We start from the raw sequence: 25,168 nt of genomic DNA, 5'->3' as shown, positions 1-25,168 counted from the left end.
ACCCCGCTGATGCGGGGTTAGTTTTATCAGTACAGGTGTCCGATGTTCACGATGGTGCTGACCGTATCACCGAAGAAGGTCAGGCGGCTGAGCACGACCCCCACCAGCAGAATCGCGAAGATCGCTTTCTGATTCGGCTGGCGCTTCAGCGTTAATCCACATCCCAGCAAGCAGCAGACCAGGCTACCCAGATAGAGCGGCGAGCTTAACCACGCCTGCGCCGTCATCTTCACCACCGTGCCGCCGCTCAGCCAGATAACAGGCGCGGCGATCATCAGTGCCATCAGGGCGATAACACCCTGTTGCAGAGCGCGATGGGAGGATTGCAGCCCGAGCAGCGGCGTGGCGGCGCAGCCCATCACCCAGACGGTAGCGAAAAACAGCATCATGGTAATGCCATTGGCAATCGCCTGCATGGCGGGCGCGGCATAGGTCATGCCCTGCACAACCACCAGCAACACCCCAAACAGGGACGCCAGCAGCGCAGCGCCTTTATTGCCTTTGGTGAGGAAAGCCAGGCCGATGGTCCCCCCGTAGATCGTCGCGCCGAGAATTTCACGGCTCAGCCAGGCGTGTTTCAGGTTGATCAGCGCGTTATAGGCGTGTTCCGGGTGCGCCAGGTGCAGGATCGCCGCAACGGACGCTACCCCAAGGATCGCACCGGTGATCAGCCAGTACAGGCGGTTACCTTCGATCTCGCCGCGCAGCGTCCGCCAGGTGAGGAGTAACGTCATCCCCACAGACATCTGGCTCAGCACAGTAAAAATCACCAGCGGCAGTTCATACTTTTCCATTATTTATCCCCCGGCTGTTTTGGCTGACGGGCAAGAATAAAGCGCGTACCCGGATTAAGCTGCGGCATATGCGGGAAGCCCGGCGGATACTGCACCGCGTTGTTCGGCAGCGGATCGGCGTCCAGGTCGATAAGCGTCAGCGCCCCTACCGGGCAGGCGTTCACGCAGGCCGGATTCATGCCGATATCCAGACGTTCGTAGCACATGCTGCACTTCTCGGCTTTTTGCGTCTCTTCGTTAAAGCGCGGCGCGCCGTAAGGACAGTTGCGAATGCAGTTTTTACAGCCAATGCAGCGCTCAGGATTATGCACCACCACGCCGTCATCACGTTTGGTGTAGGCTTCCACCGGGCAGGCGGCCAGGCAGGCCGGATTTTCACAGTGGTTACAGGCCAGCGAGAAAAACGCGCGCTCTTCGTGCGGGTAAATGGCTTTATCCAGCGGATAGACATAGCGCCAGAAGCGGTCCGGCTCCAGCTGGTTAAAGCTTTTACAGGCCATAGCGCACCCACGGCAGCCAATGCACTTATCACTGTTCACTAAAAATGCGCGTCTCATGCCTCTACTCCTTCATTTGCAATGAGGACAATGTCAACAAACTGGTCATGAATGGCCGCACCGGGCGCGCCGGTTGCCATCAGGCCCATATCGGCCGGGGTGTCTTTCACCACGTTTTGCACGTTGTAACTGAGCTTGTTAAACCAGGATTCATACATCACCAGGAAATCCTCCGGCACGTTGGTGGTGACCTTCGCGCGCAGTTCAACTTCGCCGATCTCGTTAAATACCCGGACGGTAGCCAGATCGCGGATGCCTTTTTTCTTCGCGGCGACGGGATGGATATAGACGAACGGCTCCGGCCAGAAGACCTGCATCCAGTCGAGGTTGACGAACTGTGAGTGCAGGCCGTACTGCAGATGCGGCGTAAAGAGGTGGAACGGCAGTTTACCCTCGGCGGCAGGCAGATATTCCGGCAGCGCCTTGTGGCCGTTTTTCTCGCACAGCTCAGAGAGGAACTCGTACTTGCCGGACGGCGTTTTGAATTTGCGATCGTACCAGGCGGCGCTGCTCGGCATTTTGGCCTTCACCGGGCCGTCCAGCAGGTCGTCCCACGAGCTGATGCCGAACTGTTTCGCCAGCCCGTCGTTAAACTCGAGGTCCAGCCATTTTTTCTGATCGACATCCTGCGGGAAGGTGCATGAACCCGGATCCATTTTGTTGATGGTGCGCGAGAGCAGCACGGCAATATCCAGGTCGCTCTTGCATTCGTACATCGGCTTGATTGCCGGTTCGTTCACCGTCAGCCAGTAGTGCCAGTAAGAGGACGAGGCGCTCCAGTGCTCGAAGGTTGTGGTGACAGGCAGAACGATGTCGGCGTGCTGTACCGTCTCGTTAAAGAACTGATCCACGCACACCACCATCTCCAGCTTCTCGAACGCTTTTTCCATTTTGTTGCGATCGAAATCCTGCGCGAACGGGTTCTTACAGGCGACCCAAAGCATGCGAACCGGCGGATCGTTAGCGTCAAGAATGCTCTGTGCGGTCTGGTTCAGGTTCAGCGCGCGGTCTGAATACTGACTTTTCTCGCCGCTGTCGCTGACAAATTCCCCAACCGGACCCGCGGCCCCCGTCATACCGACGGAGCCTGCCGGTGGCTTTTGCGCCATCGCATGGTAGTTATAGCCCCAGGTTTGCAGATGGCCGTAGCGCGCCCCGCCGCCTTCAACCCCGATGTTACCCGTCATCGCCACAAAGGCATCGATGGCGCGCACGTTCGCCCCGCCGTTGACGTGACGCTGCATGCCGTAGCCGATCCAGACGGTGGCGGGCTTAACGGCGGTAAACTCGTTCGCCAGCTGCCGGATAACGTCCGGGGCCAGCCCACAAATTTCGGACGCCCACTCCACCGTAATGTTGTTGCGCAGGTACTGCTCAAACTCGGGGTAGCCGTGGGCGAACTGGGTCACAAATTCCTGATCAACGCGGCCTAAATCCAGCAGGTGACGCGCCATGCCCAGCGCCAGCGCGCCGTCAGAGCCGGGACGCACGCGCAGATAGTGATCGGCTTTTGCGGCGGTTTGCGAGAACAGCGGATCGATAACCACAACCTTCGCCCCTTTCTCGCGCGCCTGATAGATGTATTTCATCGAGTGCATGGAGCACCAGGCCGGGTTCGCGCCCCAGAGAATGATGTATTTGGCCTTCACCATATCTTCCGGGTCGTTACACCACATGTCGCCCATATCGTAATGCTGGGCGTCAATTCCGGCTGGCCAGCAAGGGGTCCCGGCAAAGCGGGTGGTGTATCCCAGAGAGGACATCATCCCTTCCACGGCGTAACTCATCACGCCGAGGTTGCCGGAGTATTTGGTCAGCCCCAGCCCCAGCAGGGAGCCATCTTTCTTTTTGATCTCCAGCATTTTACTGGCAATGCGCTGCATCGCCTCGTCCCATGAGATGCGTCGCCACTTACCGCTGCCGCGTCCGTCCTGAATCATCGGATACTTAATACGGTCCGGGGAATAAACGCGTCGCGGATAGGTCAAGCCTTTCACGCACGGCGCGCCGTGGGTGTAGGTCGATTCGCTCGCCCCCTCCACGAAGGTGATGACATCGTCCTTCACCCAGGTTTTCAGGCTGCAGGTGTCATAACAGTTACGCGGACAGGCATTGCGAAAGATTTTGTAGGTTTTAGGGTTAAACGGAATCGGCGGCTGGGCCATCGCGCAGCGGGAAGATAATAACCCGCCAGGCAGTGCCGCAACGGTACCTAATGCAATCAGACCTTTTAAAAAGGAGCGCCGGTTTAGCTGTCCTTTATCAATGCTCATAATATTACTCTCGCTTTCAATTCATCTAACCAATTAGTAAGTTGCAGGGCGACATCTCTTATTGCAGATGTTTTCGCATTGTTATTAATGTTGTCGATAAATGCGGGCAGCCACAGCGCCAGATGGCCCGTTATAAAGCGGGTCAAAGCGTCATGATATTGCGGTAAATGACGAGCGTGGGCACAGAGCATAACCACCAGCTCCAGCTCGATGCTGATATGGTCGTCCGGTGCCGCGCTGTCCTCCCCCACCACCAGACCCACGCTGTCTAAGAATTCGCGTACGTTAAGGGTTGTCGGCCCCATAACCAGCGGCTCCTCGTCGAGCCAGACCGAGGCGTAAGGCGCGGCCAGCGGTGCCATCGGCCCGACAAACAGCGCGCTGAAATCGTACTCCATCTCCAGCCAGGCGCTGTCGTCCCATGCTTTACACTGCGGATAAAGCTGACGCAACGCCCGCTGTCGTGCCGTCATTTCTGCGGCGCTAAAAAAATCGCGTAAGGCTAACCCGGTTAATTCAAATAATGGCAGATTGTCATATATTGAATTTGCGAATGTATTTTTATCTTTCATAGGAAATATAAATAATTATCTGCAACGAAAATCTGGCAGATATTATCAACATATTCGGCAATTTCTTTGATCAAGGCAGGCTGTCGGTTCGGGATGCAAAATATTTTGCGCGGAAAATAATATTAAAAAAGCGTGGAAATAAAAAAACCGCCTCGTGATGAGGCGGTATGCAGGTGTAGTCTTACTTTCTTTTATTATGCTGTTTTGGTGCGGATCAGGTAGTCGAAGGAACTCAGCGACGCTTTCGCACCTTCGCCCGTGGCGATGATGATCTGTTTGTACGGAACGGTGGTGCAATCGCCCGCCGCAAACACGCCCTTCACGCTGGTTTCGCATTTGGCATCGATGATGATTTCGCCCATGCGGTTGCGCTCAATCGCCCCGTCCAGCCAGGTGGTGTTGGGCAGCAGACCAATCTGCACGAAGATCCCGGAAAGCGGAACGCTGTGCACATCCCCGCTTACGCGGTCGCGGTATTCCAGGCCCGTCACTTTACTGCCGTCGCCTTTCACTTCCGTCGTCTGCGCGTTCAGCACGATGTCGACGTTGTTCAGGCTACGCACTTTGTCCTGCAGCACCTGGTCGGCCTTCATTTCCGGGGCAAACTCCAGCAGCGTAACGTGTTCAACGATACCCGCCAGGTCAATGGCCGCTTCCACACCGGAGTTACCGCCGCCGATTACCGCCACGCGTTTACCCTTAAACAGCGGGCCGTCGCAGTGCGGGCAGTAGGTCACACCCTTGGTACGGTACTGATCTTCACCCGGCACGTTCATGTTGCGCCATTTTGCGCCGGTGGCAATGATAATGCTGCGCGCTTTCAGTACCGCGCCGGAGGCCGTTTCAATCTGGTGTAAACCGCCTTCCACTGCCGCAGGGACCAGCTTGCTGGCGCTCTGGCTGTCGATGACGTCCACGTCGTAATCGCTAACGTGCGCCTTCAGTGCGCCTGCCAGCTTCTGGCCTTCGGTTTTCGGCACAGAGATGTAGTTTTCGATGTCTACCGTATCCAGCACCTGTCCGCCAAAGCGTTCGCCCATCAGGCCGGTACGAATGCCTTTACGTGCGGAGTACACCGCCGCCGCTGCGCCCGCAGGGCCGGAGCCGACGATCAGCACGTCGTACGCATCGCGTTTGTTCAGCGCGTCTGCCGCACGTTTTTCCGCACCGGTGTCCACTTTGGCAACGATTTCCGTCAGCGTCATGCGGCCCTGACCGAACTCTTTACCGTTCATAAAGACCGCCGGAACGCCCATCACGTTACGTTCGGTGATTTCGTTCTGATAGGTGCCACCGTCAATCGCCGTGTGTTTAATGCGCGGGTTCAGCACTGCCATCAGGTTCAGCGCCTGCACCACGTCCGGGCAGTTGTGGCAGGAGAGCGAGTAGTAGGTTTCAAACTCAAAATCACCGTCGATATCGCGGATCTGCTCCAGCAGCGCCTGCGCCTCTTTCGACGGATGACCACCGGTCCACAGCAGGGCCAGCACCAGTGAGGTAAATTCGTGCCCCAGCGGAGAACCGGCAAAGCGCGGCCCCTGGTCAGAGCCTGGGTTAGCGATCAGGAATGACGGCTTGCGAACGGGCAGCGCGTTATCTTCTCTGAAGGTCACCTTTGGCGACAGTTCAGCGATCTCAGTCAGCAATTCTTTGATTTCTGCCGATTTTGCGCTGTCGTCCAGCGTGGCAATCAGCTCAACAGGCTTCGTTAATTTCTCAAGGTACGCCTTGAGCTGGCTTTTCATTGTGGTGTCGAGCATTGTTCTTCCCTCTCTTAAAACGTCATCATGCAAATTGCCTTAAACGGGCAACCTGAATGCAACTTGCATCATGGTGCTGGGATAAAATGGGCGCGGGTGCGCCCATAACTGAAACAATTTCCAAAGTATTTCGCGTCAGAGCAAGGCGGCTAGCCTGTGAATCCCCGGGAGCTTACTGAAGTAAGTGACCGGGGTGAGCAGGCGACGCCAACGCAGCAATGGCGTGAAAGACGACGGAAATTTAGATTTTACCGACCAGATCCAAAGATGGCGCTAAGGTCGCTTCGCCTTCTTTCCATTTCGCCGGGCACACTTCGCCTGGGTGAGAAGCAACGTACTGGGCTGCTTTCACTTTACGCAGCAGGTCAGATGCGTCGCGGCCGATGCCTTCAGCGGTCACTTCGATGGCCTGAATAATGCCCTGCGGGTCAACAACGAAGGTGGCACGATCGGCCAGGCCTTCATCTTCACGCATGTTGTCGAAGTTACGGGTCAGGGCGCCGGTTGGGTCGCCGATCATCGCATATTTGATTTTTGCGATGGTTTCAGAGCTGCCGTGCCACGCTTTGTGGGTGAAGTGGGTGTCAGTAGAAACAGAGTAAACGTCTACGCCCAGCTTCTGCAGTTCGTCGTAATGATCTGCCACGTCACCCAGTTCGGTTGGGCAAACGAAGGTAAAGTCAGCCGGATAGAAGAAGAACACGCTCCAGCGGCCTTCGGTGTCTTTCTCGGTGATTTCTACGAATTCGCCGTTTTTGAACGCCTGGTTTTTGAAAGGTTTAATTTTGGTGTTAATCAAGGACATCTGTACTTCCTCCGTGTTTTCGTTGAGATGTAAGGTATCGAACTTTCGCTGAAGGGGCTAATGCGTTTACTTTATCAAATCAATCAGCGATACCTTACAAACGCACTTCAAAGCGTAGTGACCTGAAAGAAGCTAAGCCTGAAAGTAAAAAGGCCGCCCATTGGGCGGCCCTGATACCTGAACTTCCCACAGGAACTTTCAGTGCCAGCAGACGCTGGCGTTGCGTTGCGCTTTACAAACCGTAATATCAAGGTCGTAACAGCAACGTGATTAAAGCACCCGCCCCTGCTGAGGGCAATCGGTCTGGCCGCGTTACTGCCTATGGCTGCGATAGGTTTGATCGAATAACGAATAGGAGACGGTTAGTTTTATTTATGGCGTGAATAATGTTTACTATTTTCACCCATGAAATTTAACAAATAAAAACGTTGAAGGCGTAAAAAAAATAGTTCAAGCTTTTTTAAATCGAAACGTCAACCTTTCAAAGATAATAATATCTTAACTTCCGTTTCAGAACTATTTCATTTATCTGATGGCGTGATATATTAAGTACGTTTTAATGTGGCATTAAGTAAGTTAACCACAAGGATTGTAAATGGTTCGCTTCAATCTATAGTTAATACAAATGCACTAACAACATGACAACGAAGCAACATCAGGATGAAACATGGCTAATCTCTACGATCTCAAAAAGTTTGATTTAAATCTTTTAGTTATTTTTGAGTGCATTTATCAGAATCTGAGCATCAGCAGGGCCGCAGAAACCCTTTACATTACGCCTTCAGCGGTAAGCCAGTCTCTGCAACGTCTGCGCAACCAGCTTAATGATCCCCTTTTTATCCGTTCGGGTAAAGGTATCACGCCTACCACTGTCGGGGTAAATCTGCATCATCATCTGGAACAAAACCTGAACCAGCTTGAGCAGACCATCAACATTATGCACAGCTCAGGGCTAAAGAAAAACTTTGTGATCTATTGCCCGCAAATTTTGACGCCCAACATCCTTCTCAACCCTATTAAGCTTCTCATGGATAAGCATAATTACGAGATCGAACTGCATGACGTCATGGTCTCGCCGGACTCCGCAGAGAACCTGCTGGCCTATCGTAAGGCCGATTTGGTTTTTGCTATCGCGCCGGTGAACAACCGCTCGCTCGCCTGCAACCTGTTTCATAAATTGCAGATGAACCTCGTCTGCCGCAAGGGGCATCCACGACTGAGCGCGTCGCCTACCCGCGAAGATCTTCTTAATGAGAAATTTGCCGCTTACTTAAGCGACGGTTCTGGCGTAAAAAGTTTTCAGGAAAAAATTGAACGCACGCTACCAGAAAGAACGGTCAGTTTCCGAAGCGATTCTTATCTGACAATATTATCGATGCTTACCGTTTCCGATTTAGTGGGCGTTGTACCGGAGAATGCCTTCAGGCAATACGGAGATGCGTTGGGTTTGAAAGCGCTGGAAACAGATATTGTTCTTCCTACCGTTGATATTTATATGCTGTACAACCGCTCGGCGCTTAATAGCTCGGTATTTTCGAGTTTCATTGAGGAAATACCGGTTTTATAACCCCCTTCCGGCTGCTTTTCTTAAAGCAGCCGGGGGCAATAAGAACAGGGTTCCACGTTACCGTTTTCAAATATTCACAATTTTTCAGCTAACCCATTGAAAAAATAATGATATTATTCTTCACGCTGTTCGGCCCATGCTGACACAGCGTAACTTACTCAGGATGAGGAAGAATATGTCATTATATAAGCTCCCCCTTAACCAAAATGTCCTGAACGCAACACAGGAGCGAATTGCATGGACGCTGGAAAATTTCTCCCGGGTATGTGTGTCATTTTCTGGCGGGAAAGACTCCACGGTCATGCTCCACCTGGCGTGTGAATGCGCGCGCAAGATGCAGCGCAAAATCGACGTCCTGTTCATCGACTGGGAAGCGCAATTTTCCACAACCATCCAGCATGTCGAAAATATGCGAGCCCAGTTTTGTGACGTCATCGATAATTTCTGGTGGGTTGCACTGCCGCTGACCACCCAAAATGCCCTTTCTCAATTTCAGCCCGAATGGCAATGCTGGGAGCCGGGCGCGAAGTGGGTGCGCCAGCCGCCGACCGATGCCATTACCGATCCCGGCTACTTTGATTTTTACCAGCAGGGCATGACGTTTGAAGCGTTTGTTCGCGCCTTTTCCGACTGGTTTGCTCAAAACCGCCCTGCCACCGTGATGATCGGTATTCGCGCCGATGAGTCCTACAACCGCTTTCTGACCATCGCCAACGCGCGCAAGCAGCGTTTTGCCGATGATAAACCCTGGACCACCGTCGCTCCCGGCGGGCATGCCTGGTATGTCTACCCGCTCTATGACTGGAAAACGGCTGACATCTGGACGTGGTTTGCCAAAACCGGCTCCAGCTATAATCCGCTGTACGATTTGATGTACCAGGCCGGGGTGCCGCCGCGCTATATGCGCATCTGTGAACCCTTCGGCCCGGAGCAACGTCAGGGGCTGTGGCTTTATCATGTGCTGGAGCCGGAGCGGTGGGCCGCGATGTGTGAGCGCGTCAGCGGCGTCAGGAGCGGGGGGATCTACGCGGGCCACGATAATCACTTCTACGGTCACCGTAAAATACTCAAACCCGAGCACCTCACCTGGCAAGAATATGCCCTTCTGCTGCTCGACAGCATGCCGCAAACCACCTCTGAACATTACCGCAATAAAATTGCCGTTTACCTGCACTGGTTCCAAAAAAAGGGGATGCCAGAGATCCCCGATACCCAGGAGGGCGACATCGGGTCAAAAGACATTCCGTCGTGGCGGCGCATCTGCAAGGTACTTCTCAATAACGACTACTGGTGTCGCGCGCTGTCGTTCAGCCCTAACAAGCCAAAGCATTACCAGCGATACAGCGAACGGATGAAATTAAAACGCAAGGAGTGGGGGATCTTATGCAACAACGATTAATCAACGATATCAAACGCTATCTGTCGTCACTGCCGGAAGAGCAAAAAATCGAGGCGATCAACAAATTCCGCGAGGCGCTGCATGAAGACAGTCCTTTTCGCGAGCAACCTATCGACTGCGTGCTGTGGATTAAACAGGACGAGATTATCGCCAATGATTACAACCCCAATAACGTTGCCCCTCCGGAAAAGCGTCTTCTTACGCAGTCGCTTGAGCTTGATGGATTCACCCAGCCAATCGTGGTGACGGAAGGCAAATCCCGGCACTATGAAATCGTCGATGGCTTTCACCGACACGAGATTGGCAAAAATCGGGCAGCGCTCAAGCGCCAGCTCCGGGGCTATTTGCCCGTCACCTGCCTGCGCAAAGAGCGCCGGGAGAAAGTCGACAGGATGGCCGCCACCATTCGCCACAACCGTGCGCGGGGTCGACACCAGATCAACGCCATGTCCGACATCGTACGTGAACTGGCGCAGCTTGGCTGGCCTGACGAGAAAATCGGCAAAGAGCTGGGGATGGACTGTGACGAAGTGCTGCGTCTGAAGCAGATTAACGGCCTGCTGGAGCTGTTTGCAGACCGCCGTTACTCCGAAGCCTGGACGGTGAAATAATCAGAGGGCGTTCAGGCGCTCTGCCGCGGCCAACAGCGTCGATTCCTGTTTCGCAAAGCAGAGGCGAACCAGCCTGTGCGGGAAGGGATCGGCGCAGAATACCGACAGCGGAATGGCCGCCACGCCCGCCTCTTTGGTCAGCCACTGGCAGAAACTCACGTCATCCAGATCGGAAATCGCACTGTAGTCCACCAGCAGGAAGTAAGTGCCTTCCCCCGGCAGAATCTTCAGCCGGCTTTTGCTAAGCGCATCCACAAACAGATCCCGGCGGGCGCGATAAAAATCCGGTAGCTCGCGGTAATGCGCCGGCTCATGGCGCACCATGTCCGCCAGCGCCAGCTGGGCGGGCGTATTGACCGCAAAGGTCAGGTATTGATGCACTTTGCGCAGCTCCCCGCTGATGGCCTCCGGTGCCACGCAGTAGCCCACTTTCCAGCCGGTCATATGGTAGGTTTTGCCAAATGACGACACCGCAACGGCGCGCTCGCGCAACTGCGGATGCGCCAGCACGCTGGCATGCCCCTCTTTCGCAAAACAGATGTGCTCATACACTTCATCGCTTAGCACGTAAATTTCGCGTTCGCTGATGGCCTGCCACAGGGCGGCGAAATCCGACTGTTGCCATACCGTCGCGGACGGATTGTGCGGCGTGTTCAGGATAACCAGGCGCGTTTTATCACTCAGCAGCGCGGCAAAGGCCTGCCAGTCCGGGCGGAAATGCGGCGGCTGAAGCGCCACGCGTTTTACCACACCGCCAGAAAGCGCAACGGCGGGGGCGTAACTGTCGTAGCTCGGATCAAAGCAAATCACTTCATCCCCGGTGCGCACCAGGGCGGTAATGGCTGCATACAGCGCTTCGGTGGCCCCTGCCGTCACCGTGATTTCGCTGTTGGCATCCGGCGTGTAGCCATAAAGCGCCGCCGTTTTATCAGCAATGGCTTCACGCAGCGCCTGCACGCCGGTCATCGGCGCGTACTGGTTCGCCCCCTGCGCAACGTGGTACGCCAGGCGCTCCTGCAGATAAGCCGGGCCGTCAAAATCCGGGAATCCCTGGGAAAGGTTAATGGCGTTGTGCTGCTGCGCCAGCGCGCTCATGTGCGTAAAGATGGTGGTGCCGAGACTGGGAAGTTTACTTTGCGGAATCAAGGGGTTATTGCTCATTGCGTTGTGCCTGCGTGTAATACTTATGTTGCTGACACTATAACACGATGTTAGTCTTTGGCAATCAAGACGCTTAGACGTCTAAACCATATGAATATTCCTGCCTGACGAGAGGGTAAAAGGAAAATGACAGACAACCTGCAACTCACGCATCTGGTCGACGCCTGCCGCTGGATTGGTTCCAAAGGCTGGGCACCCGCCACCGGCGGCAACATGTCCGTACGTCAGGATGAGCACCTGTGCTGGCTCAGCGAATCCGGCAAAGATAAGGGCAGCCTCACGACGGACGATTTTCTGCAGGTGGAGATCGCCACCAACCGCGCGCCGTCTGGCCGCAGGCCCTCAGCAGAAACCGGGCTGCATACCTTACTCTACCGTCTGTTCCCGGAGGCTAACGCGGTGCTGCACGTTCACACCGTCAACGCCACCGTGCTCTCACGCCTGGTTCGCGATACCGAGCTGAAAATCAGCGGCTTTGAGATGCAGAAATCGCTCGCAGGACAGACCACGCATAAGGATACGGTGGCCATTGCGGTATTTGATAACGACCAGGATATCGACGCCCTCGCCTCGCGCATCGCCCATTATGCCCGTGAGCGCCCGCTGAATTATGGTTTTCTTCTGCGCGGCCATGGCTTAACCTGCTGGGGACGCGATGTGGCAGAAGCCCGCCGTCATCTGGAAGGATTAGAATTCTTATTTGAATGCGAAATGCGTTTACGCCAATGGGAGAGAGTATGATTCGCGCGATTGTGACGGATATTGAAGGGACCACCAGCGATATTCGTTTTGTCCATGAGGTTTTGTTCCCCTACGCGCGTGAGCGGCTGGCGGCCTTCGTAACTGCCCAGCAGTACGCCGAGCCGGTCAAATCGATTCTGGACAACCTGCGCGATGAAACCGGTCATCCGCACGCCAGCGTCAGCGAGCTTATTGATGCCCTGTATGGCTTTATGGATGAGGATCGTAAATCCACGGCGCTGAAGGCGCTGCAGGGCATTATCTGGCACGACGGCTACGTCAACGGCGACTTTACCGGCCACCTCTACCCGGACGTCCTGCCCGCGCTGGAAAAATGGAAAGCGCAAGGGATTGATCTCTATGTTTATTCCTCAGGCTCCGTGGCGGCGCAGAAACTGTTATTTGGCTACAGCGATGAAGGTGATATTACTCATCTGTTCAGCGGCTACTTTGACACGCGTATCGGTGGCAAGCGCGAGGTGCAGTCCTATCAGAACATTGCCGCGCAGACGGGTATCCCTGCGTCGCAAATTCTGTTCCTGTCGGACATTCACCAGGAGCTGGACGCCGCTGAACAGGCGAGTTTTCGCACCCTGCAACTGATTCGCGGCGATGACGATGGCGCGAGCCACCACCATCAGGTCCACCAGTTTGACGAGATAAATCCGGAGCAGATCCCCTCATGAGCGCATTAACCCTTTATTCTGTTAACGATCCGCACCAGCACCTGTGGCACAGCACCGACGCCGACGAGATCGCCCGGCAGCTCAACGCCAAAGGCGTGCGATTTGAACGCTGGGCGGCGGATCGTGATTTAGGCCACGATCCAACCCCCGACGCGGTGATCGACGCTTACCAACATGCGATCGACAAACTGGTGGCGGAAAAAGGCTATCAGAGCTGGGACGTCATCAGCCTGCGCGCCGATAACCCGCAGAAAGAGGCGCTGCGCGAGAAGTTCCTCAACGAACACACCCACGGTGAAGACGAAGTACGCTTCTTCGTCGAGGGCGCTGGGCTGTTCTGCCTGCACATCGGGGACGAGGTGTATCAGGTACTGTGTGAGAAAAACGACCTGATTTCCGTCCCCGCGGGTACACCGCACTGGTTTGATATGGGGTCCGAGCCGAATTTTACCGCCATCCGTATTTTCGATAACCCGGAAGGATGGATTGCGCAGTTTACGGGCGATGCGATTGCGGATGCGTATCCACGTCTGGCCTGATTTTTATCGCTATTCGGGTGGGTGAGCGTAGATCAGTCTCCTCGCCCCTCCGGGGAGAGGGTTAGGGTGAGGGGAAACCGCGCGCTAATAAACCTTTTTGCAACGTTGATTAAATGCTGGCGATAATCCTCTGCAAATCAGCGCCAACCAGTCTCGCCAGATGCACAAACTCCACCACATCCAACCGACGCTCACCGTTTTCCACCTTCGCAATAAACGACTGCGGTTTGCCCAACGCCTCCGCAAGCTGCGCCTGAGTCATCCCCTTATCCTTGCGAGCTTTTTTCAACGTATTGATAACAAGTTGATATTCTTCTGAATAGACTGAGGCCATTGTTCCGATTCCATACAAATATCCTGAAATCGAATATCCTCTCGTTGTGTTTTTATCCCAAAAAAGGATAATTGAGCGCGTAACGAACACACTTAAGGAGGATACAATGCGTCATACAAACTGGCATCCCGCCGATATCATCGCCGCACTCAAGAAACAGGGAACAAGCCTGGCAGCGTTGTCACGCAAGGCTGGCCTTTCATCTTCCACACTGGCAAACGCACTATCGCGTCCATGGCCTAAAGGAGAATTACTCATCGCTCAGGCGCTGAACGTTCAGCCGGATGTGATATGGCCCGAAAGATACATTGATGAAAAGGGGGAGCCAATATTTCGTCAGATGAGAGCGACAAGGAAAAAAACCTGTTTAACATGATCAGCGGCGTTTCCCCCTCACCCCTGCCCTCTCCCTCAAGGGAGAGGGGGTCTAAAAGCACTACCGCTTCAATTCCTTCACATACCTCACCAGCTGATCCAGCACTATCCCCCACCCTTCGTGGAAGCCCATTTGCTCATGCTGTTCCCGGATTTCTTTTGTTGGATGGCGCGCAATCGCCGTATAGCGGGTTTTACCCTCCCCGACGTCTTCCAGCAACAGAATTGCAGTCATAAAGGGCTTCTCGGCGGGTTTCCAGCCTTCGGTATAGCCGTCGGTAAAAACCAGCTTTTTACCGGGATCGATTTCAAGAAACACACCCCGGTTGTCCATCCGCTGCCCGTCCACCTCAAACACGGTGTTAAACCGTCCGCCCACGCGCAGGTCGAGATCGCAATCGGTTACTGTGTAAGGAGCAGGAATGAAGAAATTTTTGATGTGCTCTGGCGTGGTCCAGCATAGCCACAGCAGATCGCGCGGTGCATCCACCACGCGTTCCAGTTTTAAGTCAGTATCAGGATCGAGCGTCATGATAACGTCCTCGTAAGGGAACCCCTTAAAGGATAGCCGGAATCAGGCAAATCTCCCTTCTGCCACCTCTTTCGGCGTAACCACGCCCGTATCCAGCACCCAGCCGCTAATCAGCGAGGCAGGCGTGACGTCAAACGCCGGGTTGTAGACCTGCGCGTTCTCCGGCGCCCACTGTACCGCACCGAAGCTTCCGGCGACGCCTGTCACTTCGCTGGCGGCGCGCTGCTCAATCGGGATCGCCTCGCCGTTCGGACAGTCGCGGTCGAGGGTGGTGTGCGGCGCGGCGACGTAAAACGGTATGCCGTGGAATTTCGCCAGTACCGCCAGCGAATAGGTGCCAATTTTGTTCGCCACGTCGCCGTTGGCAGCAATGCGGTCAGCCCCCACCCACACGGCGTCTACCTGTCCTTTTGCCATCAGGCTGGCGGCCATCGAATCGGTGATCAGCTGATACGGCACGCCCAGCTCGCCGAGTTCCCATGCGGTCAGCCTGCCACCCTGCAAAAGCGGGCGGGTTTCATCCACCCAGACGTTGGTCACGTTACCTTCCTGATGCGCGCGGGCAATGACGCCCAGCGCCGTGCCGACGCCCGCCGTCGCCAGCCCGCCGGTGTTGCAGTGGGTCAGCAGGCGACTGCCAGGCTTAACCAGCGCGCTGCCCGCTTTCGCGATCGCATTACAGAGCTGTTTGTCTTCGTCAATCAGGCGCAGCGCTTCGGCCACCAGCGCCGGGACAAAATCCGCCTCGTCGAGCGCCAGCTTCATGCGGTCGAGGTTGTTCATCAGGTTGACCGCCGTCGGACGTGACGCCCGCAGGATCGCCAGCGCCGCCGCCAGTTCGTCACGACGTGCGCCCTTTTCTGCCAGCAGTGCCAGCAGCAGGCTTGCAGAAAGACCAATCAGCGGCGCGCCGCGCACCCGCAGGCTGTGAATGTGCCCGACCAGCGCCTCTAGGCTGGAGGCATCCAGCCAGCGTTTCTCCTGCGGAAGCGCCTGCTGGTCGAGAATAAAGAGCTGATTTTCCGCCACCCGCAGGCTGGTCGTCTGTAATGTCTGCATGTCGTTAATTCCCTGTTGCGTTGTTGTAGCACATTGTGTCAGGATGAAATCCAGATGTATAGACGTCTACATGTCTTAATTAGTCATTCTCGTGAGGAACAGCGATGTCGCAATACCGTACCTTTACCGCCCAGGACGCCGTGGAGTATGCAAAGCAGTTCGGGGGCCTTGATGATCCCTCAACGCTGGTAGAGGCGCAGGAAGTGGGCGACGGCAACCTCAATCTGGTATTTAAAATTTTTGACAGCGCAGGCGTAAGCCGCATCATCGTCAAGCAGGCGCTGCCCTACGTGCGCTGCGTGGGCGAATCCTGGCCGCTGACGCTGGACCGCGCCCGCCTGGAAGCGCAAACGCTGATCGAGCATTACAAACACAGCCCGCAGCATACGGTGAAAATCCACCACTTCGATCCAGCGCTGGCGGTGATGGTGATGGAAGATCTCTCCAGCCATCGCATCTGGCGCGGCGAGCTGATCGGTAACGTATCCTACCCGCAGGCAGCGAGCCAGTTGGGGGAATATCTCGCCCACACGCTGTTTCACACCAGCGATTTTTACCTGCATCCCCACGAGAAAAAAGCGCGGGTGGCGCAGTTCATCAACCCGGAGATGTGCGAGATCACCGAAGATCTGTTCTTTAACGATCCGTACCAGATCCACGCGCGCAATAACTACCCTGCCGAGCTGGGAAATGACGTGGCCGCCCTGCGTGACGACGCCCAACTGAAAATTGCGGTGGCGTCCCTGAAGCACCGCTTTTTCTCACAGGCCGAAGCCCTGCTGCATGGCGATATTCACAGCGGCTCGATTTTCGTGGCGGAAGGCAGCCTGAAGGCCATTGACGCCGAATTCGGCTACTTCGGGCCGATTGGCTTCGACATGGGTACCGCCATCGGCAACCTGCTGCTGAACTTCTGCGGCCTGCCGGGTCATCTGGGCATTCGCGATGCCGCCGCCGCCCGCGAGCAGCGTCTGACCGATATCCAGACGCTGTGGCACACCTTCGCGGAACGCTTCCAGGCGCTGGCACACGAGAAAACGCGCGACGCCGCGCTGAGCGCACCGGGCTACGCCACGGAATTCCTGAAAAAAGTCTGGCAGGACGCGATTGGCTTCTGCGGTACCGAGTTGATTCGCCGCAGCGTGGGGCTGTCGCACGTGGCGGATATCGACACCATTCGGGACGAGGCGATGCGCCACGAATGCCTGCGTCACGCCATCACGCTCGGCAAAGCGTTGATTGTGATTGCCGATCGCATCGACAGCGCGGAAGAGCTGGTGGCGCGGGTGCGGCAGTACAGCTGAGTGCTTTTGCCGGATGGCGGCTTCGCCTTACCCGGCCTACGATCCTGATTTTCTCCCTCTCCCTGTGGGAGAGGGCCGGGGTGAGGGCATCAAACCGCACTCACCCCAGATACTCAATCACCGATAACCCGCCGTTATAATCCGTGCTGTAGATAATCCCCTGCGCATCCACAAACACATCGCACGACTGGATCACCTGCGGGCGGTTGGGCCGCGTATCCATCATCTTCTGCGGCGCAGCGGGCACCAGCGCGCCGGTTTCCACCGGGCGATACGGGTTGGAAATGTCGTACGCTCGCACGCCCGCATTCTGATACGTCGCAAAAATCAGCGTGGAGCTGACAAAGCTCCCTGGCCGGTTCTCGTGCAGGTTATGCGGGCCAAAGTGCGCCCCCTTCGCCACGTAATCGCGCTCATCGGGCTGCGGGAAGGTGGAAATACTCACCGGGTTAGACGGCTCGCGGATATCAAACAGCCAGATCAGCTTCTCGCCGTCTTCCTGGTTATCCAGCACCGCCTCGTCCAGCACCACCAGCAGATCGCGGTCCGGCAACGGCAGCGCGGTGTGCGTACCGCCGCCAAACGGCGGACTCCAGTTGCGATGGCTAATCAGCGTCGGATTCGCTCGGTCCTTAACGTCCAGCAGGGTCAGCCCGCCGTCGCGCCAGCTGCCGTACGCGGTATCCCCGGTGATAATCGCGTGGTGCAGCGCGTAGCGTTTGCCTTCGGGCCAGGTCGGCTGTTCGCCGTCGGCCTGGTTCATCCCCGGCAGCCACCAGCGCCCCGCCACCTCGGGCTTGCGCGGGTCGGCCAGGTCGATGGTCAGGAAGATATAATCGGTAAAACCGTCGATCAGCGCCGATACGTATGCCCAGCGCCCGCCCACGTACCAGATGCGGTGAATGCCAATGCCGGTCAGCGACAGAAAACCGATCTCACGTGGCGCATCCGGCGTGGAGATGTCAAACACGCGCAGCCCGGCGCTCCAGCCCGTGTCCTGCACGTCGCGCACGGTCTCGCCCACCTGCCGGGTGTAGTACACCTTTTCGTCGGCAAAGCGGGCATCGGCAAACAGATCGCGGGCGTTAATCACCAGCAGCAGATCGTCGTGCGCCTGCAGGTGCACGTTCCAGGTGCCGGGTGGCGCGGGCACATACCCTGCTGCTTTAGGGTTTTTCGGGTCGCGCACGTCAACAATTGAAAAACCCTGCGACACCATATGGCCGATGTAAGCAAAGCCGCGATGAACCATCAGCTGCACGCCGTCCGGCCGGCCGCCCTGGTCGCTATGACCTATCAGCCGCATATTGCGGCTGTATTCGGGTTGAGGTAATGCAGACATATTTTCGTCCTTTCGCCGGATGGCGGTTGCGCCTTATCCGGCCTACAAAAGCGCCACCGGGTATTATTTAGATTTGGCTTCCAGCGTCGCAAACCACGGGGCGATAAAATCGTCGGTCTGACCCCACCCCGGAATGATTTTCCCAAGCGTAGCCACGTTCACCGCGCCAGGCTGGGCGGTGAGCAACGCCTGCGGGATCGCCGCCGCTTTAAAGTCGTAGGTTGCAGGCGTGGTTTCTCCGGCAATCTTGTTGGCAATCAGGCGGACGTTGGTCGCGCCGATGAGTTTCGGATCCACCGCCACGCTCACCGTCCACGGGCTGCCCGGCTCGCGCATTAGCTGGAGATCCTGGTTAGAGATATCAATGCTGTAGAGTTTGATCTCGGTCCGGCCATTCTCTTTCAGCGCCTTATATGCCCCCTGGCTGAACGCGTCCCAGGTTCCCCAGATGGCGTCGATTTTGCCTTTCGGGTATTTCGCCAGGATCGCGCCCACCTTGTTGGCGGTATCGCCCTGCACGTCAGAAGAGACCGCGCCAATCGACTCCAGCTCTTTGATGCCCGGGTACTGCTTTTGCAGCGCTTGATAGGCCGCCTGACGGCGTTCCATCGGCGGGAAGCCCGCCACCCACAGCTTGACGATGTTGGCTTTGCCGTTGAAATCTTTCGCCAGCTGGCCGAAAGAGAGGTTGGTCAGGGAAGCGTCATCCTGCTGGGTCACGGTCACGCCCGGAATGTCACCGTTTACGGCGGTATCAAATACCGAGACCTTAATCCCGGCCTCCACCGCTTTTTTCACCAGCGCGGTTGAATACGGATCGCGCCCCTGCGAGAGAATAATCCCGTCATACTTTTGGCTGATCGCCTGATTAACGAAGTCCTGGAATTTGGCATCATCGCCGTTGCTTAAGAAGGTGCTGACCTTAAAGCCAAGCTTTTTCCCCTGCTGGATGGCTCCGGCGACAAACTGGGTGGTGTTGTCATCGGAACCGAGGTTGCGGATCACCGCAATGCGGATGGGTCCGTCATGGCTGGCAATGGCCGCAGGAAGCGGTGCGGGCGTTGCCGCGAATCCCGGCAGCGTGGTCAGAAAGCCGAGCGCCACCACAGCGCGTGTCACTGTTTTCATTGTGCTATCCCTTAACGTTTTTGTATGTAGGTAATGGCCAGCGCCACGGCGAGCACCAGCCCTTTTATAATGTCCATCGCGTAATACGGCACGGAGAGCATCACCAGGCCGTTCGACAGCACGCCCAGAATTACCGCGCCCACCAGGGTGCCCAGCGCATTTGGTTTCCCGGATCCGGCCAGCGAAAAGCCGATCCACGCCGCCGCTACCGCGTCCATCAGATAGCCGCCGCCCGCATTCACCTGCGATGAGCCAATGCGCGAAGCCAGCAAAATACCGCCCAGCCCGGCCAGCAGCGAGGCAATCACATAGGCCGCCACCTTGTAGCGCGTGGTCCGAATGCCCGAAAGGCGCGCCGCCTCCGGGTTACCGCCGATGGCGTACATCCGGCGGCCATGGGTAGTCAGCGACAGCCCGAGCTGCGCCAGTACGGTCACCACCAGCATGACAATCACGATGGTCGGCACCTGCCCGAGCAGGCTGAACGCTGCCGGAAGGGTCCCCTCCGCCATGTCGCCGCTCGGCAGCACCATGTTTTCGGTAATCGACCCGCCGTAGCTGTAGGTCATCGCCACGCCCTGAACCACAAACAGGCTGGCAAGCGTGGCAAGCATGTCCGGGATACGCAGGATGACGATCAGAAAGGCGTTAAACAGCCCCACCAGCGTACAGAGCGCGAGGGTAATCAGGATCGACGTGGTGGTGCCGAAGCCGTGCCAGACGAAAAGTGAAATCACCAGCGCGTTGGCCAGCGATGCCGTTGACCCCACCGACAGATCAAACCCGCCGACGGTGAGGGAAATCGATACCCCCACGGCAATCACCGTCACGATGGCAATTGCGCGCAGGATATTGATGATGTTGTTCGGGTCGAGGAAGCTGTCTGACGCCAGACCAAAGAACGCCACCAGCGCGACGACGGTCAACAGCATGCCCCACCGGTAGAGAAAATCGAAAATCTGCTGGCGGCCCGACGCCGCCGCGGTCACTGAAAGGGCCTTGCTCACGTCGCCGTTCCTCCGGTTGAATAATAAAGTAGTGTCTCTTCGCGGGCCCCGGCCCCGGCAATTTCCGCCACGATGCGCCCGTCCCACAGTACGCAGATGCGGTCGCACAGCCCGACAAGCTCGGCGAACTCACCGGAGGCGTAAATCACCCCTTTGCCCTCGCGCGCCAGGCCGTCGATCAGCTGAAACAGATCGGTTTTGGCCTTCACGTCGACGCCCTTGGTCGGCTCATCGAAAATCAATACGCTGGCGTCGTTGCGCAGCCATTTGCCAATGGCGACCTTCTGTTGGTTACCGCCCGACAGGCGGCGCAGCACCTGCCCCGGCCCACGCGCACGCACGCCAACCCGGGCAATCACCTCCTCTGCCCAGCGCCACGCCTGACGATGGCCGAACAGGCTCCAGCGCGAAAACGTCTTGTCCGCCGTCACCGCCAGGTTCATGCCGATCGGTTCATCAATAAAAATGCCCTCTTTGCGCCGCTCCTCCGGCACCAGCGCCAGACCGCGCAGCACCGAGTCCGCCGGGTCGCGCGGCTGCCAGGGTTGATGGTTCAACTCACCGCGATCGATGCGGCTTTTGGTTGCACCAAACAGCGCCTTGCACAGCTCGGTTTTACCCGCCCCCGCCAGCCCGGCAATGCCGAGAATTTCGCCTTTGCGCAGGTGCAGAGAGATATCTTTTAGCAGGGCCTCGTCGTGCAGCCCTTCTACCCGCAGCAGCGTCTCGTCACCGTGCGGCGGGCGCGCGGGCGGATAGATATCACTCAACACATGGCCGAGCATCTTCTCGACGATTGCCTCACCGCTGAGATCGGCCATCGGGCCGGACTCAATTAGCCTGCCGTCGCGCAGCACCGTCAGGGTGTCGCAGATGGCCTTCAGCTCGTGGATACGGTGCGAGATAAACACCACGCCGATGCCTTGCTGTTGCAGACGTCTCACCACCGCAAACAGGCGCTCGCTTTCGTGGGCGTCGAGCGGCGCGGTAGGCTCATCGAGGATCAGAAAGCGGCAGTGGTGTGACAGCGCCCGCGCCAGCAAAATCTGCTGCTTTTCGGCAAGCGTACAGCCGTCGATGGTGCGGCGGACGTCCAGCGAGACATCAAGCTGCGCCAGCGCCTGTCTCGCCTGCTGGCGAATGGTGCGCCAGCGGTAGCGGTGTCCCGGCTGCGCCAGCTGGTCGAGCATAATGTTTTCGGCAATGCTCAACCCCGGCACCAGCGCCACGTCCACCTCCTGCTGAACAAGGTGGATCCCCAGACGTTTGGCGTCCAGCGGCTCGCGGATCGTCACCGGCTGGTTGTTAATGCATATCTCGCCTTCATAACGATCGTGTGTTCCGCACAGCACCGCCATCAACGTCGATTTCCCCGCGCCGTTTGCGCCGGTCAGCGCATGTACCGAGCCGCCCGCCAGCGTAAAGTCCACGCGCGTCAGCGCCTGAAAGCCGGAAAAGGCCAGACTGATACCGCGCATTTCAAGGCGACTGGAAACCATCTGCGTAAATCCTTCATTACTCTTTTGATTTAGCGAATTTTTCACAGCTCCGGTTGACTGACAACGACGGAAAAGGCATAAGATAAAGCGAAATATTATTAGCCATCCGGATGTCCAGACATAACATCGGGTTAGCGCTTGCGAAAAAGGACAACACCATGAGCAACACCTATATCCGCGTCGTACCCGGCCCGGCGAACTACTTCTCTCACGCCGGGAGCCTTGCGCGCCTGAGCGAATTTTTTACCCCGGAGCAGCTTTCCCGCGCCGTGTGGATTTACGGCGAACGCGCCATCGAAGGCGCTCGCCCGTTCCTGCCGGAAAGCTTTAACGCCCCGGGGGCAAAACGCCTGTTATTTAAAGGCCACTGCAGCGAGCGCGACGTGACAGACCTGGTCCGTCAGGCCGGCGGCGACGCCAGCGTGGTGATTGGGGTGGGCGGCGGCGCGCTGCTTGATACCGCCAAAGCCGTGGCGCGCCGTCTGGGCGTGCCTGTCGTGGCGGTGCCGACCATCGCTGCCACCTGCGCCGCGTGGACGCCGCTCTCCGTCTGGTACAACGATGCCGGTCAGGCGCTTCAGTTCGAGATTTTCGACGACGCCAATTTTCTGGTGCTGGTGGAGCCGCAAATCATCCTCAACGCCCCGGCGGAATACCTGCTGGCGGGCATCGGCGACACGCTGGCGAAGTGGTACGAGGCGGTGGTCCTCGCCCCGCAGCCGGAGGATCTGCCGCTGACCGTGCGGCTGGGCATTAACGGCGCACTGGCAATCCGCGACGTGCTGCTGGCGCGCAGCGAGGAGGCGCTGGCCGACCAGCAGCGTGGTGAACAGACGCAGGCGTTCCGCGACGTGGTGGATGCCATCATCGCCGGAGGCGGGATGGTTGGTGGTCTTGGCGAACGCTTTACCCGCGTGGCCGCCGCGCATGCGGTACACAACGGCTTAACGGTGCTGCCGCAGACGGAAAAATACCTGCACGGCACCAAAGTGGCCTACGGCATTCTGGTGCAAAGCGCGCTGCTCGGTCAGGATGAGATGCTGGCGCAGCTGGTGGCGGCCTATCAGCGCTTTAACCTGCCGACCACCCTGCGTGAACTGGAGGTGGATATCAACAACCGTGACGAGCTGGACAAGGTGATTGCCCATACCCTGCGTCCGGTCGAGTCGATTCACTACCTGCCGGTTACGCTCAGCCCGGACGTGCTGCGCGCTGCGTTTGAGAAGGTGGAAACATTCCCCCGCTAAACGCGCCGACCGTCTATACCTAATGATGATTCTCACCACTCTCGCAACGAGGTCATCATGCAGATCGATTTAACAGGTAAGAAGGCGCTGGTTACCGGCGCCAGCCGTGGGTTGGGTCGTGCAATTGCACTGTCGCTGGCGCGCGCCGGTGCCGATGTGGTTATTACGTATGAAAAATCCGCGGATAAAGCGCAGGCCGTCGTCGATGAGATAACGGCACTCGGGCGGCACGGCGAGGCGATACAGGCGGACAGCGCGCAGGCCATTCAGGATGCCGTCACCCATGCGGCACGCTCCCTCGGCGGGCTGGACATTCTGGTCAACAACGCCGGGATCGCCCGTGGCGGCCCGCTGGAGACCATGACGCTGGCGGATATCGATGCGCTTATCAACGTCAACATTCGCGGCGTGGTGATCGCCATTCAGGAGGCGCTGGTCCACATGTCCGACGGTGGGCGCATCATCAACATCGGCAGTTGTCTGGCGAACCGCGTGGCGCAGCCGGGAATTGCCGTCTACTCAATGACCAAATCCGCACTCAACTCCCTGACCCGTGGTCTGGCCCGCGATTTAGGCCCGCGCGGGATCACCGTGAACCTCGTCCACCCCGGCCCGACCAACAGCGACATGAACCCGGATGACGGTGAGCAGGCCGACTCGCAGCGACAGCTTATCGCAGTGGGGCATTACGGCCAGCCGGAAGACGTGGCTGCGGCGGTCACCTTCCTCGCCAGCCCGGCAGCGGGGCAAATTTCCGGCACCGGTCTGGACGTGGACGGCGGTTTGAACGCCTGATCGCATATTTTCTGCACGCCTCTGTCGCCCGGCAGAGGCTTTGTCGAGCCGCCTCGACGGTTCGCGTTTTGCCGCTTTATCCCGCCAGCGCTCCGCTCTACAGTGCTCCCATAAGAAATTCGGAATTTATCTAATAGTCTTATTATTTCCTTATATTTTGTGTGGGCGTACAGTGGAGGTACGGATGAAGATAGTCTGGTCTAATGGTGCAAAAAAGGCTTTTTCCAGAATTGACGAGCGGTATCAGCGCCGCATTGAGGTAAAGCTTACCGAGCTGGATGACCGCTCGGCTCCCCGGCCCGATATCAAAAAAATATCGACGACAGAAAATCATTTCCGGCTTCGCGTTGGCGATTACCGCATCATCTATACGCTTCGGGACGATCCCGATGACCATTGTTATGTTCTGGCCATCAAGCGCAGAACATCAACAACTTACCTGCACGAGGAGAAAGCCACCTATGGCTGTTCAGCTAATTAAGGACGATAACGGTAAAACGCAGTACGTGGTTATTCCTTATCACGAATACTTCCGCATGTGCTTGCAGATGGCTGAGATTGACGACGAAACCGACGACGATCTGGAGGATATTGAAGTCGAACACGATAGTCTGGATGACGTTGAATTGCCCGGTGAAGTATGCAGCATCATGACCTGGCAGAACGTCAGCTTGCAGGCCGCGTGGCGCATCCATTGCGGGTTATCACAGCAGGCGGTGGCGGAGAAACTCGGCATCAGCCAGTCCGCCGTGTCGCAGCTTGAGGCCATCGACTCGCGCCCGCAAAAGCGCACCCGCGAAAAGCTGGCGGCCATTTACGGCTGTAAGCAGGAGCAGATCAGCCTCTATTTACCAAAAGAGGGTTAACAGCACTTCGCCCCGCCCTTGCCACCGTAGCGGGCGTCCTGACGATCGCGGAAAAATTCTTCGTAGGTCATCGGCGTCTGGTCCGGATGGGTGACGCGCATATGCTCGACGTAGTTGTCATAGTCCGGCACGCCAATCATCATTTTGGCGGCCTGGCCCAGGTACTTACCAGCTTTGGAGAGGGTGTCGAACATTATTCTGGTCTCACAGGAAAT

Annotated in this window: 27 protein-coding genes; 12 read left to right on the top strand and 15 right to left on the bottom strand. The window is 57.1% G+C overall.

The annotated features are described in order from the left end of the window. Positions 1 to 26: 26 nt before the first annotated feature. From QLG21_RS18905 to ahpC, 6 genes are all read right to left on the bottom strand, one after another. Positions 27 to 794 carry a DmsC/YnfH family molybdoenzyme membrane anchor subunit gene (locus QLG21_RS18905; RefSeq protein WP_282484983.1) on the bottom strand — a complete coding sequence of 256 codons (768 nt, stop codon included), beginning with the start codon at positions 792 to 794 and terminating at the stop codon, positions 27 to 29. Next, a complete protein-coding gene (locus QLG21_RS18900) occupies positions 794 to 1,351 on the bottom strand; it encodes a 4Fe-4S dicluster domain-containing protein (RefSeq protein WP_042320954.1) in 558 nt (185 codons plus the stop codon). The genes QLG21_RS18905 and QLG21_RS18900 overlap by 1 nt, the downstream gene beginning before the upstream one ends. Next, entirely contained in the window at positions 1,348 to 3,624 is a 2,277-nt protein-coding gene (locus tag QLG21_RS18895; RefSeq protein WP_282484982.1) for a molybdopterin-dependent oxidoreductase, read from the bottom strand. Before QLG21_RS18895 ends, QLG21_RS18900 begins: the two co-directional genes overlap by 4 nt. Further along, positions 3,621 to 4,097, bottom strand: a complete 477-nt coding sequence (locus QLG21_RS18890) for a molecular chaperone TorD family protein (RefSeq protein ID WP_282484981.1) — start codon at positions 4,095 to 4,097, stop codon at positions 3,621 to 3,623. Before QLG21_RS18890 ends, QLG21_RS18895 begins: the two co-directional genes overlap by 4 nt. A 293-nt stretch (positions 4,098 to 4,390) precedes the next feature. After that, positions 4,391 to 5,956 (bottom strand): alkyl hydroperoxide reductase subunit F, encoded by a 1,566-nt coding sequence (ahpF, locus tag QLG21_RS18885; protein ID WP_088207703.1) that lies wholly within the window; start codon positions 5,954 to 5,956, stop codon positions 4,391 to 4,393. A gap of 241 nt (positions 5,957 to 6,197) precedes the next feature. Beyond that, complete coding sequence (ahpC, locus tag QLG21_RS18880) at positions 6,198 to 6,761, bottom strand: alkyl hydroperoxide reductase subunit C (protein WP_006177103.1); 564 nt, start codon at positions 6,759 to 6,761, stop codon at positions 6,198 to 6,200. Between the two features lie 667 nt (positions 6,762 to 7,428). Between ahpC and QLG21_RS18875 the strand changes: the two genes are divergently transcribed. From QLG21_RS18875 to QLG21_RS18865, 3 genes are all read left to right on the top strand, one after another. After that, on the top strand, positions 7,429 to 8,328 hold the full coding sequence (locus QLG21_RS18875; protein WP_137849090.1) for a LysR family transcriptional regulator: 900 nt from the start codon (positions 7,429 to 7,431) through the stop codon (positions 8,326 to 8,328). Positions 8,329 to 8,503: 175 nt separating this feature from the next. Then, entirely contained in the window at positions 8,504 to 9,727 is a 1,224-nt protein-coding gene (locus QLG21_RS18870; protein WP_137849091.1) for a phosphoadenosine phosphosulfate reductase, read from the top strand. Beyond that, positions 9,712 to 10,338, top strand: a complete 627-nt coding sequence (locus tag QLG21_RS18865) for a ParB/RepB/Spo0J family partition protein (RefSeq protein WP_137849092.1) — start codon at positions 9,712 to 9,714, stop codon at positions 10,336 to 10,338. Before QLG21_RS18870 ends, QLG21_RS18865 begins: the two co-directional genes overlap by 16 nt. Here QLG21_RS18865 and QLG21_RS18860 read toward each other — a convergent pair whose 3' ends face one another. Continuing rightward, positions 10,339 to 11,499 carry a pyridoxal phosphate-dependent aminotransferase gene (locus tag QLG21_RS18860; protein ID WP_137849093.1) on the bottom strand — a complete coding sequence of 387 codons (1,161 nt, stop codon included), beginning with the start codon at positions 11,497 to 11,499 and terminating at the stop codon, positions 10,339 to 10,341. It abuts the gene before it with no gap. 126 nt (positions 11,500 to 11,625) lie between these two features. On the opposite strand from QLG21_RS18860, the gene QLG21_RS18855 reads away from it, so the two are divergent. Genes QLG21_RS18855 through QLG21_RS18845 form a run of 3 tightly spaced genes read left to right on the top strand, consistent with a single transcriptional unit; the run spans position 11,626 to position 13,465 of the window. Next, positions 11,626 to 12,240 (top strand): methylthioribulose 1-phosphate dehydratase, encoded by a 615-nt coding sequence (locus QLG21_RS18855; protein ID WP_137849094.1) that lies wholly within the window; start codon positions 11,626 to 11,628, stop codon positions 12,238 to 12,240. Next, on the top strand, positions 12,237 to 12,926 hold the full coding sequence (mtnC, locus tag QLG21_RS18850; RefSeq protein WP_137849095.1) for an acireductone synthase: 690 nt from the start codon (positions 12,237 to 12,239) through the stop codon (positions 12,924 to 12,926). The genes QLG21_RS18855 and mtnC overlap by 4 nt, the downstream gene beginning before the upstream one ends. After that, entirely contained in the window at positions 12,923 to 13,465 is a 543-nt protein-coding gene (locus QLG21_RS18845) for an acireductone dioxygenase (RefSeq protein ID WP_088207709.1), read from the top strand. The genes mtnC and QLG21_RS18845 overlap by 4 nt, the downstream gene beginning before the upstream one ends. 109 nt (positions 13,466 to 13,574) lie before the next feature. On the opposite strand, the gene QLG21_RS18840 is transcribed toward QLG21_RS18845, so the two are convergent. After that, positions 13,575 to 13,799, bottom strand: a complete 225-nt coding sequence (locus QLG21_RS18840; protein WP_058610641.1) for a helix-turn-helix transcriptional regulator — start codon at positions 13,797 to 13,799, stop codon at positions 13,575 to 13,577. Positions 13,800 to 13,905: 106 nt separating this feature from the next. On the opposite strand from QLG21_RS18840, the gene QLG21_RS18835 reads away from it, so the two are divergent. After that, positions 13,906 to 14,175, top strand: a complete 270-nt coding sequence (locus QLG21_RS18835; protein WP_137849096.1) for a helix-turn-helix transcriptional regulator — start codon at positions 13,906 to 13,908, stop codon at positions 14,173 to 14,175. 60 nt (positions 14,176 to 14,235) lie between these two features. Here QLG21_RS18835 and QLG21_RS18830 read toward each other — a convergent pair whose 3' ends face one another. Both QLG21_RS18830 and mtnA read right to left on the bottom strand, forming a co-directional pair. Beyond that, complete coding sequence (locus tag QLG21_RS18830; RefSeq protein WP_137849097.1) at positions 14,236 to 14,706, bottom strand: SRPBCC family protein; 471 nt, start codon at positions 14,704 to 14,706, stop codon at positions 14,236 to 14,238. Positions 14,707 to 14,748: 42 nt separating this feature from the next. Then, on the bottom strand, positions 14,749 to 15,765 hold the full coding sequence (mtnA, locus tag QLG21_RS18825; RefSeq protein WP_282484980.1) for an S-methyl-5-thioribose-1-phosphate isomerase: 1,017 nt from the start codon (positions 15,763 to 15,765) through the stop codon (positions 14,749 to 14,751). Between the two features lie 104 nt (positions 15,766 to 15,869). Here mtnA and mtnK point away from each other — a divergent pair, with 104 nt between their 5' ends. Next, positions 15,870 to 17,069, top strand: a complete 1,200-nt coding sequence (gene mtnK / locus QLG21_RS18820) for an S-methyl-5-thioribose kinase (protein WP_282484979.1) — start codon at positions 15,870 to 15,872, stop codon at positions 17,067 to 17,069. A 100-nt stretch (positions 17,070 to 17,169) separates the two neighbouring features. Here the strand turns inward: mtnK and QLG21_RS18815 are convergent, their stop codons facing one another. The 4 genes from QLG21_RS18815 to QLG21_RS18800 all read right to left on the bottom strand — a co-directional run bounded on the left by QLG21_RS18815 (position 17,170) and on the right by QLG21_RS18800 (position 22,045). Further along, the gene (locus QLG21_RS18815; protein ID WP_282484978.1) at positions 17,170 to 18,411 is read right to left on the bottom strand and encodes an LVIVD repeat-containing protein; all 1,242 of its coding nucleotides are present in this window, start codon (positions 18,409 to 18,411) and stop codon (positions 17,170 to 17,172) included. A gap of 63 nt (positions 18,412 to 18,474) precedes the next feature. Beyond that, positions 18,475 to 19,539, bottom strand: a complete 1,065-nt coding sequence (locus QLG21_RS18810) for a sugar ABC transporter substrate-binding protein (protein WP_137271758.1) — start codon at positions 19,537 to 19,539, stop codon at positions 18,475 to 18,477. An 11-nt stretch (positions 19,540 to 19,550) separates the two neighbouring features. Further along, positions 19,551 to 20,546 carry an ABC transporter permease gene (locus QLG21_RS18805; protein WP_102891265.1) on the bottom strand — a complete coding sequence of 332 codons (996 nt, stop codon included), beginning with the start codon at positions 20,544 to 20,546 and terminating at the stop codon, positions 19,551 to 19,553. Continuing rightward, positions 20,543 to 22,045 carry a sugar ABC transporter ATP-binding protein gene (locus QLG21_RS18800; protein WP_282484977.1) on the bottom strand — a complete coding sequence of 501 codons (1,503 nt, stop codon included), beginning with the start codon at positions 22,043 to 22,045 and terminating at the stop codon, positions 20,543 to 20,545. The genes QLG21_RS18805 and QLG21_RS18800 overlap by 4 nt, the downstream gene beginning before the upstream one ends. A gap of 158 nt (positions 22,046 to 22,203) precedes the next feature. Between QLG21_RS18800 and QLG21_RS18795 the strand changes: the two genes are divergently transcribed. From QLG21_RS18795 to QLG21_RS18780, 4 genes are all read left to right on the top strand, one after another. Further along, positions 22,204 to 23,292 (top strand): oxidoreductase, encoded by a 1,089-nt coding sequence (locus QLG21_RS18795; RefSeq protein WP_282484976.1) that lies wholly within the window; start codon positions 22,204 to 22,206, stop codon positions 23,290 to 23,292. Positions 23,293 to 23,349: 57 nt separating this feature from the next. After that, complete coding sequence (locus tag QLG21_RS18790; protein ID WP_282484975.1) at positions 23,350 to 24,087, top strand: 3-oxoacyl-ACP reductase family protein; 738 nt, start codon at positions 23,350 to 23,352, stop codon at positions 24,085 to 24,087. 184 nt (positions 24,088 to 24,271) lie between these two features. Next, complete coding sequence (locus QLG21_RS18785) at positions 24,272 to 24,568, top strand: type II toxin-antitoxin system RelE/ParE family toxin (RefSeq protein ID WP_166717356.1); 297 nt, start codon at positions 24,272 to 24,274, stop codon at positions 24,566 to 24,568. Next, positions 24,549 to 24,953, top strand: a complete 405-nt coding sequence (locus QLG21_RS18780) for a helix-turn-helix transcriptional regulator (RefSeq protein ID WP_102892082.1) — start codon at positions 24,549 to 24,551, stop codon at positions 24,951 to 24,953. Before QLG21_RS18785 ends, QLG21_RS18780 begins: the two co-directional genes overlap by 20 nt. Here the strand turns inward: QLG21_RS18780 and QLG21_RS18775 are convergent. After that, positions 24,950 to 25,147, bottom strand: coding sequence for a YbdD/YjiX family protein (locus QLG21_RS18775; protein ID WP_006177086.1), 198 nt, complete (start codon positions 25,145 to 25,147; stop codon positions 24,950 to 24,952). The two genes, QLG21_RS18780 and QLG21_RS18775, sit on opposite strands and share 4 nt — an antisense overlap. Between the last annotated feature and the right edge of the window lie 21 nt (positions 25,148 to 25,168).

Source organism: Enterobacter sp. V87_3 (assembly GCF_029967835.1).
GTDB classification, from domain to species: Bacteria; Pseudomonadota; Gammaproteobacteria; order Enterobacterales; family Enterobacteriaceae; genus Enterobacter; species Enterobacter cancerogenus.
The sequence above is the reverse complement of the archived record's forward strand: the minus strand, read 5'-3'. Positions and strand labels throughout refer to the sequence as shown.